At 74.4% G+C, this 7590-nt stretch carries 6 protein-coding genes; 3 read left to right on the top strand and 3 right to left on the bottom strand.

Annotated features, from left to right (window positions below; translation table 11 throughout):
• Nucleotides 1–284 precede the first annotated feature (284 nt).
• Complete coding sequence (locus tag ACIQWR_RS22705; protein WP_404012376.1) at nt 285–1781, bottom strand: helix-turn-helix domain-containing protein; 1497 nt, start codon at nt 1779–1781, stop codon at nt 285–287.
• A 119-nt stretch (nt 1782–1900) separates the two neighbouring features.
• Here ACIQWR_RS22705 and ACIQWR_RS22700 point away from each other — a divergent pair, with 119 nt between their 5' ends.
• Nucleotides 1901–3697 (top strand): DUF6350 family protein, encoded by a 1797-nt coding sequence (locus ACIQWR_RS22700; protein ID WP_404012374.1) that lies wholly within the window; start codon nt 1901–1903, stop codon nt 3695–3697.
• 29 nt (nt 3698–3726) lie between these two features.
• Here ACIQWR_RS22700 and ACIQWR_RS22695 read toward each other — a convergent pair whose 3' ends face one another.
• Complete coding sequence (locus tag ACIQWR_RS22695; protein WP_404012371.1) at nt 3727–4389, bottom strand: hypothetical protein; 663 nt, start codon at nt 4387–4389, stop codon at nt 3727–3729.
• Nucleotides 4390–4643: 254 nt separating this feature from the next.
• On the opposite strand from ACIQWR_RS22695, the gene purN reads away from it, so the two are divergent.
• Entirely contained in the window at nt 4644–5243 is a 600-nt protein-coding gene (gene purN / locus ACIQWR_RS22690) for a phosphoribosylglycinamide formyltransferase (RefSeq protein ID WP_404012369.1), read from the top strand.
• The gene (gene purH, locus ACIQWR_RS22685) at nt 5240–6832 is read left to right on the top strand and encodes a bifunctional phosphoribosylaminoimidazolecarboxamide formyltransferase/IMP cyclohydrolase (RefSeq protein WP_404012366.1); all 1593 of its coding nucleotides are present in this window, start codon (nt 5240–5242) and stop codon (nt 6830–6832) included. The genes purN and purH overlap by 4 nt, the downstream gene beginning before the upstream one ends.
• An 86-nt stretch (nt 6833–6918) precedes the next feature.
• On the opposite strand, the gene ACIQWR_RS22680 is transcribed toward purH, so the two are convergent.
• A complete protein-coding gene (locus ACIQWR_RS22680; RefSeq protein WP_404012363.1) occupies nt 6919–7515 on the bottom strand; it encodes a hypothetical protein in 597 nt (198 codons plus the stop codon).
• Between the last annotated feature and the right edge of the window lie 75 nt (nt 7516–7590).

Below are 7590 nucleotides of genomic sequence, written 5' to 3'. Positions count from 1 at the left end.
TATGGTCTCTGTGCTTTATTGTTTTGTTTGGTCGGGTCATAGTTTCAGCCCCTGGTCGTTTCGCGATCCTGGTTAGTGGGGGGGGGGGGGGGCCCCCCCCCCGGGGGGGGGGGGGCCCACGCCCGTTTCCGCGTCCGCGGGGGCCCAGCCTCGCCCGGGGCCCCCTCCCGGCGGTAGCTGGGGAGCTTGAGGCGCCGCCGGAGGGATGCGGATGGCCCGTCGCGGCTGGTGTGGCCTCCGGCGGCGCCTCGAACGCCGGCGGGGCTGGATTGTGCTGGACCTGGCTATTCGCCCTTCGGGTGCAGTCGGTGGGACCCGGCGCGCGGTTCCGAGCGGAGCTTCTCGTGCAGTTCCCTGCTCGCGTCGTTGAGCCGCGGCGGGCCGTTGTGCGGGGCGGGCACGCCGGCGACCGTGGCCCCGGGGGCCGGCACCGGCTCGTACCGCGTGGGCGCCGTCACGGCCGTGTAGGCGGTCGCCGCCGCGATCGCCGCCGTCAGCCCGACGACCGCACGGGTCCAGAAGCGGGTGCGGTGCTCCGAGGTGCGCCGGACGTCCCCCGCCGGACGCGGTTCGAGCGACACGGCGGGCGTGAGCGAGCCGAGCCGTTCGCGCAGCAGCGCCGACTGCTTCTCCGGCGCTACGTCGACCAGCTCGGGCAGCCGGTCGGCCAGCTCGGCATGCGCGTTGACCAGCCGGTTCCCGGCGGTCGGGGTGCTCGCCTCGGTCTCGGCGGCGGTGTCCGGGAGGTCGAGGCCGATGCCGTCGTAGAGCAGCACGGTGCGCCGGTGTGCCGGGGGCAGCGACAGCATCGCGTCCATGAGGATGCGGTCGGCGGGCTCGGCCGGCGGCTGGTCGGGGTGCCGGTGCGCCCGCCCGAGCCGGTGCCAGGGCGAGAGCGCGTACTCGTACGCCGCCGCGCGCACCCACCCGACGGGATCGGGGTCGGTGGCGACCTCGGGCCACTGCTGCCAGGCCTGGTGGAAGGCGCGCTCGACCGACTCGCGGGCGAGGGTGCGGCGCCCGGTGAGCAGGTACGTCTGCCGTACGAGGGCGGGCGCGGCGTACCCGTAGAGCGCGTCGAAGGCTTCGGTGGGACCGAGGGGCGCCGGCTCCGGCCGGTCCCGGTCCTCGGGCGCGGCGGGGTCGACGTCGGCTTCGGCTTCGGCGGCCGGTTCCGGTGCCGCTGCCGGCGCCGGGTCGGGTAGGGCGGCGGGAGCCGCCTCGGGATGTGCCAGCGGTGCCGGAGGTGTCGGCGTCGGGGCTTGGGCGGGGGCGGCCGGGGCCGGGTGGGGGGACCGGTGCCCGGTGGGGGCGGCGGCCCTGGTCTCGTGCCCGGGTGACCCGGCCGGGGGCTTCGCGGCCCGCTTGGCGGCGGCCTTGGGGCGGGTCTGGGCCGCGGCGGGCCGCGCCGCGCCGCCGGCCTTGGTGAAGGCCCGTACCGCCCCGGCGACCCGGAGGGCGGCGCCGGGCGTCCCGGCCGCGGAGTTGTGCACGGGATCGCCCGCGGCGCCGGTCACGGGGATGCGGGAGTCGTCGTCGGCCGCCTCGGCCGCCTCGTCCGCCTCGGTCCCGTCCGCCCCGGTCAGCAGCTTGACGTACGCCTCGCGCTTGCGGCCCCGGGGGGCCGTGCGGCCGGTCTCCCAGGAGCGGACCGTGGAGGGGGTCACGCCGACGGCGGTGGCGACGTCGTCATGGGTCAGCTCGGCCGCCTCGCGCAGTCTGCGGCGTTCCTTCGGGGAGGGAAGGGCCAGCTCCGAGCTCGTCTCGACGCCTTGTGTCATGCCACACTCCCCGCGACCCGGCAGTCCTGGGCGAAAAAGTACATAAACGTATATTGAGCGACACCACGGGCATTCGCCTGTTACCCGCCCATAGCGCGTGTCGTTGGCACCATGGCGGGGTGACCCAAGTGACCGAACGCGGGACGTCCTTGCCGGCGGCGCCGCGGTCCGGCGGACGGCGCCGTTCCCCGGCGGCCGCCGCGTGCGTGCTGGGCGGGGCCGTCGCCGCCGGACTGGGGCTCGGCTGCGTCGCCGTCCTCGTCATCGTGCTGTGGATCAGCTCGCCGTACCCCGACAGCGGCCCCGGCGGGGCCCTGCACGTGGCGGCCGGGCTGTGGCTGCTCGCCCACGGGACCGAGCTGATCAGGTACGACACCTTGTCCGGGGTGCCGGCGCCGGTGGGGATCACTCCCTTGCTGCTGCTGGGCCTGCCCATCCTCCTCATGCGGCGGGCGGCGCGGCTCGCGACCGACGACGGGGGAGGCGGCGACGACGGCGCCGGCGCGGCCGGGGGCGAAGTCCTGTCCGCCGGCACGGTCTTCGCCGCGGTGCTCTGCGGCTACCTCGCCGTCGGGGCGGGCGCCACCGTGTACGCGGCCCGCGGGCCGGTGCCGGCCGATCCGCTCAGCGCGGCCTGGCACGTGCCGCTGGTCGCGGTGGTCTCGGCCGCCGCCGGGGTCTGGGCCGCCCGGGGCCGCCCGGGCGTGCGGTGGCCGGCCTGGGTGCCGAGGGGCGTGCGCAGGGCCTGTACGCGCCCCCGGTACGCGCTGGCGCTGCGGGCCGGGAGCGCGGGGGCGCTCGTCCTCCTCGGCGGCGGCGCGCTGCTGCTCGCGGCCTCGCTGGCCTGGCACGGCGGGGAGGTCCAGGCCTCGTTCCTGTCGCTGACCGGGGTGTGGTCGGGCCGCTTCGCGGTGCTGCTGGTGGCGCTGGGGCTGGTGCCGAACGCGGCGGTGTGGGGTGCGGCGTACGCGCTCGGGCCCGGCTTCGCCGTCGGCACCGGGGCGACCGCGACCCCGCTCGGCTTCGCGGGATCGCCCGCGATGCCGGGCTTCCCGCTGCTGGCCGGGCTGCCGCCGGAGGGGCCCGGCTCGCTGCTGACCTGGGCGGTGGGGGTGATCCCGGTGGCTGCCGGGCTGGTGGTGGGGTGGTTCGCGGTGCGGCGGGCCCGGGAGGTCTCCTACGCGGAGACCGCGCTGACCGCGGCGCTGGGCGGGGTGGTGTGCGGGTTGCTGCTGGGCGGGCTCGCGGCGATCGCCGGGGGGCCGCTGGGCTCGCGGGAGCTGGCCGACTTCGGTCCGGTGTGGTGGACGACCGGAGCCGCGGCGGCGGGGTGGACGGTTGGATTGGCGGTGCCGGTGGCGCTGTTGGTGCACGGGTGGCGCGAGCGTCCGGTGCGGTTGGCCCGGGCGGAGCGCGGGGAACGGGCGGGGCGTGCGGGGCGTGACGAGCCGGCGGGCAGCTGGCACGACAGCGGTGTGCGGGACCTCCGGTGGGCGGCCCTCCGCAAGGCCGCGGGCACCTTGGTCCCGGACTTCCCGGCCCCTTGGACCCCGCCGGTCGTGCCGCCTGCGCCGTCCGCGCCTTCCGCGTCGACCGCGGCGGTGCCGGTACCGGTCGGCCCGGACCTCGCAGCGCTCCCGGTACCCGTACCCGTGCCCGTACCGGCGCTGCCGGACGGCGGCGACGTGGCCGCGACGCTGCGGGTGGCCCTGGAGGAGCTGGCCGCCGCCGCCGACCCCGGAGCCGGTGTGGCCGGGCCTGCCTCCGGCGGGTCCTCAAACGCCGGACGGGCTGATCCGGGCCGCTCGTCGGAGACGCTCGGCGTCGGACGGGCTGATCCGGGCGCCGGGGACCTGACCCCCGCGGTGGTGGGTGCGCGGGTCATGACCAGGCGGGTGCCGCCCGGCGAGGGGTAGGGCGGCGCCCGTCGGTCACTCGGGGACCCCTACTGGGGGACCTTCAGGATGTCGCCCAGGAAGTTGTTCGGGAGCTGGGTGTTGCACTGGAGCTCGGCCGTGTGCGTGAGGGCGTCGTCGCGGCAGACGTAGAAGTCCTTGTACGCGATCTGCAGGCCGTAGGTGCCCAGGGCCAGGGCCAGCGCCAGCGTGGCGGTGACCAGGCCGCTGATCGCGGCCGCGCGCTGGGGGCGGGCCGCCGGGCCCAGGGAGGCCAGGCCGCTCTCGGCCGGGGCCGCGCCGGCCGTGCCGGTCGTCGTGCCGGTCGCGCCCGAGGCTTCGGCGGGCTCGGGGCGCTTGGCGCGCAACGCGCTCACGCCCCAGTACAGCGCGAGCGCCCCCAGCAGCAGGCCCACCGAGGGGATGCCGAACACGCCGAGGAAGAAGCCCCACATGCCCGCGAGCAGTGCGTACCGGGCGCGCCGCTGGACGGGGTCGGACGGGTCCCAGCGGGCCGGGCCGCCCCCGAGGCCGTCCGGTCCGCCGTCACCGCCGTCCCGGCCGCGGCGTTCCTGTTCGTCCGCGCCGCGCCTCGGCGCCCAGGGCTGGTCGGGCCGCCCCTCCGGGGGAGCCGCGAAGGGATTGTCCTGCTGGGGGGAGTCGTCGGGCGCGGACGGCGGTGTGGGAGAGGAGGGCTGACGGCGGTCCGGCATCGGGTGCGTTTCTTCCCCTGTGTGGTGGTGTGGCGGGAGACGTGTGGCTGCTGTGTCCGGTGTAAATGACCGTGAACGGCTTGTATGCCTGACGCTACCTGCCGGTCGTCCCCCCGTCCCTCGGGGGCCGTCCGGTGTGCCGGTATCGTTGCAGGCGGTCGGTGGCTTCGTATGGTCCCCCGTATATCGGGGTGCCCGAGTTTCGTACGACCGTACAAAGACGAAACCCGCATTCCGCAAGAAAGGGCCTCCCCATGGCCTCCTCCCGCCTGGTCGTGCTGGTATCCGGCTCCGGCACCAACCTCCAGGCCCTGCTCGATGCCGTCGATCTGGGCGCCGAAGTCGTCGCCGTGGGGGCCGACCGCGAGAACATCGTGGGTCTGGAGCGGGCCGAGAAGGCCGGCATCCCCACGTTCGTGTGTCCCGTCAAGGGGTACGCCAGCCGCGCGGAGTGGGACGCCGCGCTCACCGAGGCCACCGCCGCCTTCGAGCCGGACCTGGTGGTCTCCGCCGGGTTCATGAAGATCGTGGGCGAGCGGTTCATCGGCCGCTTCGGCGGCCGGTTCATCAACACCCACCCCGCCCTGCTGCCCGCCTTCCCCGGCGCGCACGGCGTACGGGACGCCCTCGCGTACGGCGCGAAGGTCACCGGGTGCACGGTCCACTTCGTGGACACCGGCGTGGACACCGGTCCGATCATCGCCCAGGGTGTGGTCGAGGTCCTGGGCGAGGACGACGAAGCCGCTCTCCATGAGCGCATCAAGGAAGTCGAGCGCACGCTGCTCGTCGATGTCGTGGGGCGCCTGGCCCGGCACGGCTACCGCATTGAGGGACGAAAGGTAACAATCCAGTGACCGCCGTAGAGACCGCAGAGAGCAACGACCCCGTGACGACCCAGCGGCCGATCCGGCGCGCCCTCGTGAGCGTCTACGACAAGACGGGACTGGAAGAGCTGGCCCGCGGCCTGCACGCGGCGGGTGTCACGCTCGTCTCCACCGGCTCCACCGCCTCGAAGATCGCCGCCGCCGGGGTGCCCGTCACCAAGGTCGAGGAGCTCACCGGCTTCCCCGAGTGCCTGGACGGCCGGGTCAAGACCCTGCACCCCCGCGTGCACGCGGGCATCCTCGCCGACCTGCGCCTGGAGGACCACCGCCGCCAGCTCGCCGAGCTGGAGGTCGAGCCCTTCGACCTGGTGATCGTCAACCTGTACCCCTTCCGCGAGACCGTCGCCTCCGGCGCCAGCCCCGACGAGTGCGTCGAGCAGATCGACATCGGCGGCCCCTCGATGGTCCGCGCCGCGGCCAAGAACCACCCGTCGGTCGCCGTGGTGACCAGCCCCGAGCGCTACGCCGACGTCCTCGCCGCGGCCCAGGGCGGCGGCTTCGACCTCACCGCGCGCAAGCGGCTGGCGGCCGAGGCCTTCCAGCACACCGCCGCCTACGACGTCGCCGTGGCCTCCTGGTTCACGAATGCGTACGCTCCGGAAGAGGGCGCCGTGCTCCCCGAGTTCCTGGCCGGTGCCTGGGACCGCAAGGCGAGCCTGCGCTACGGCGAGAACCCGCACCAGGCCGCCGCGCTGTACACGGACGGCCAGCCGGGCGGGCTCGCCAACGCCGAGCAGCTGCACGGCAAGGAGATGTCCTTCAACAACTACGTCGACACCGAGGCCGCCCGCCGGGCCGCCTTCGACCACGACGAGCCCTGTGTCGCGATCATCAAGCACGCCAACCCGTGCGGCATCGCGGTCGGCGACGACGTCGCCGAGGCGCACCGCAAGGCGCACGCCTGCGACCCGCTCTCGGCCTTCGGCGGCGTGATCGCCGTCAACCGTCCGGTCACCGTCGCGCTCGCCGAGCAGGTCGCGGAGATCTTCACCGAGGTCATCGCCGCCCCGGCGTACGAGGACGGCGCGCTGGAGGTCCTCGCCAAGAAGAAGAACATCCGCGTCCTGAAGGTGGACGGCAGCCCGCACCAGCCGGGCGACCTCAAGCCGATCAGCGGGGGCGCGCTGCTCCAGCACTCGGACCTCTTCCAGGCCGAGGGCGACGACCCGGCGAACTGGACCCTCGCCACCGGTGACGCCCTGTCGGCGACCGAACTCGCCGAGCTGGCCTTCGCCTGGACGGCCTGCCGCGCGGTCAAGTCGAACGCGATCCTGCTGGCCAAGGACCGTGCCTCGGTCGGCGTCGGCATGGGTCAGGTCAACCGCGTCGACTCGGCGAAGCTCGCCGTCGAGCGGGCCGGGGCCGAGCGCGCGCAGGGTTCGTACGCCGCCTCCGATGCCTTCTTCCCCTTCCCCGACGGGCTGGAGATCCTGACCGCCGCGGGCATCAAGGCCGTGGTGCAGCCGGGCGGCTCGGTCCGTGACGAGCAGGTCATCGAGGCCGCGCGGAAGGCGGGCGTCACGATGTACTTCACCGGGACGCGCCACTTCTTCCACTGATCCGGGAGAGGCGAGAACGCCGAAGGCCGCGACCCGCAGCGAGTGCGGGTCGCGGCCTTCGCCGTGTGCGGATCAGCCGGAACGCGTCAGAAGTTCCTGGGCCGGTTGAACCAGGCGGCGCCGTCGGCCTTCGCGAGGAAGACGATGACCAGGATCGACAGGATGGTGTGCACCAGGCCGACCAGGATGAACGGGTAGATGCCGAGCAGCGCCGTGATCGAGGCGAAGACGATGCCTGTGATCCGGATGCCGTTGCCGCCCTTGCCGAACTTCGCGCCGAGGAAGATGGCGACGATGCCCCAGATGAGGATCGCGACCGCGAAGCCGTACAGGGCCCCGGTCGGGAAGTCCTTGAGGGCGTCGAACTGACTGTCCGCCTGGATGGTCGGGTCGTTCTTCGCCTTGTCGACGGCGGCGGCGGCGAGGATGAAGATGGCCGCGCCGATGACCTGGAACGCCGCGATGATGAAGAGCATGATGCGCGCGCCGGACACACCGCCCGGCATCGTCTGCGGAGCGCCCGAGTAACCACCCGGGTACGCCGGGGCGCCACCCTGCGGGTAGCCGTAGCCGCCCTGCGGCGGGACGCCCTGAGGGGCCTGCTGCGGGTAGCCGTAGCCGGGCTGTCCGCCCTGCGGCTGCTGCTGCTGGCCGTACGGGTTGTTCGGGTCGCCGAAGCTCATGTTGGGGTGTTCCTCCGTAGAAGTGCGGGGACGCGTGGTCAGCACGGAGGATCTCTTGCGAATGCGGTCCGCCCC

This window comes from Streptomyces sp. NPDC098789 (genome assembly GCF_044759975.1).
Classification (GTDB): Bacteria; Actinomycetota; Actinomycetes; order Streptomycetales; family Streptomycetaceae; genus Streptomyces.
Note: the sequence above shows the minus strand (reverse complement) of the source record. Positions and strands in the feature narration are given on the sequence as shown.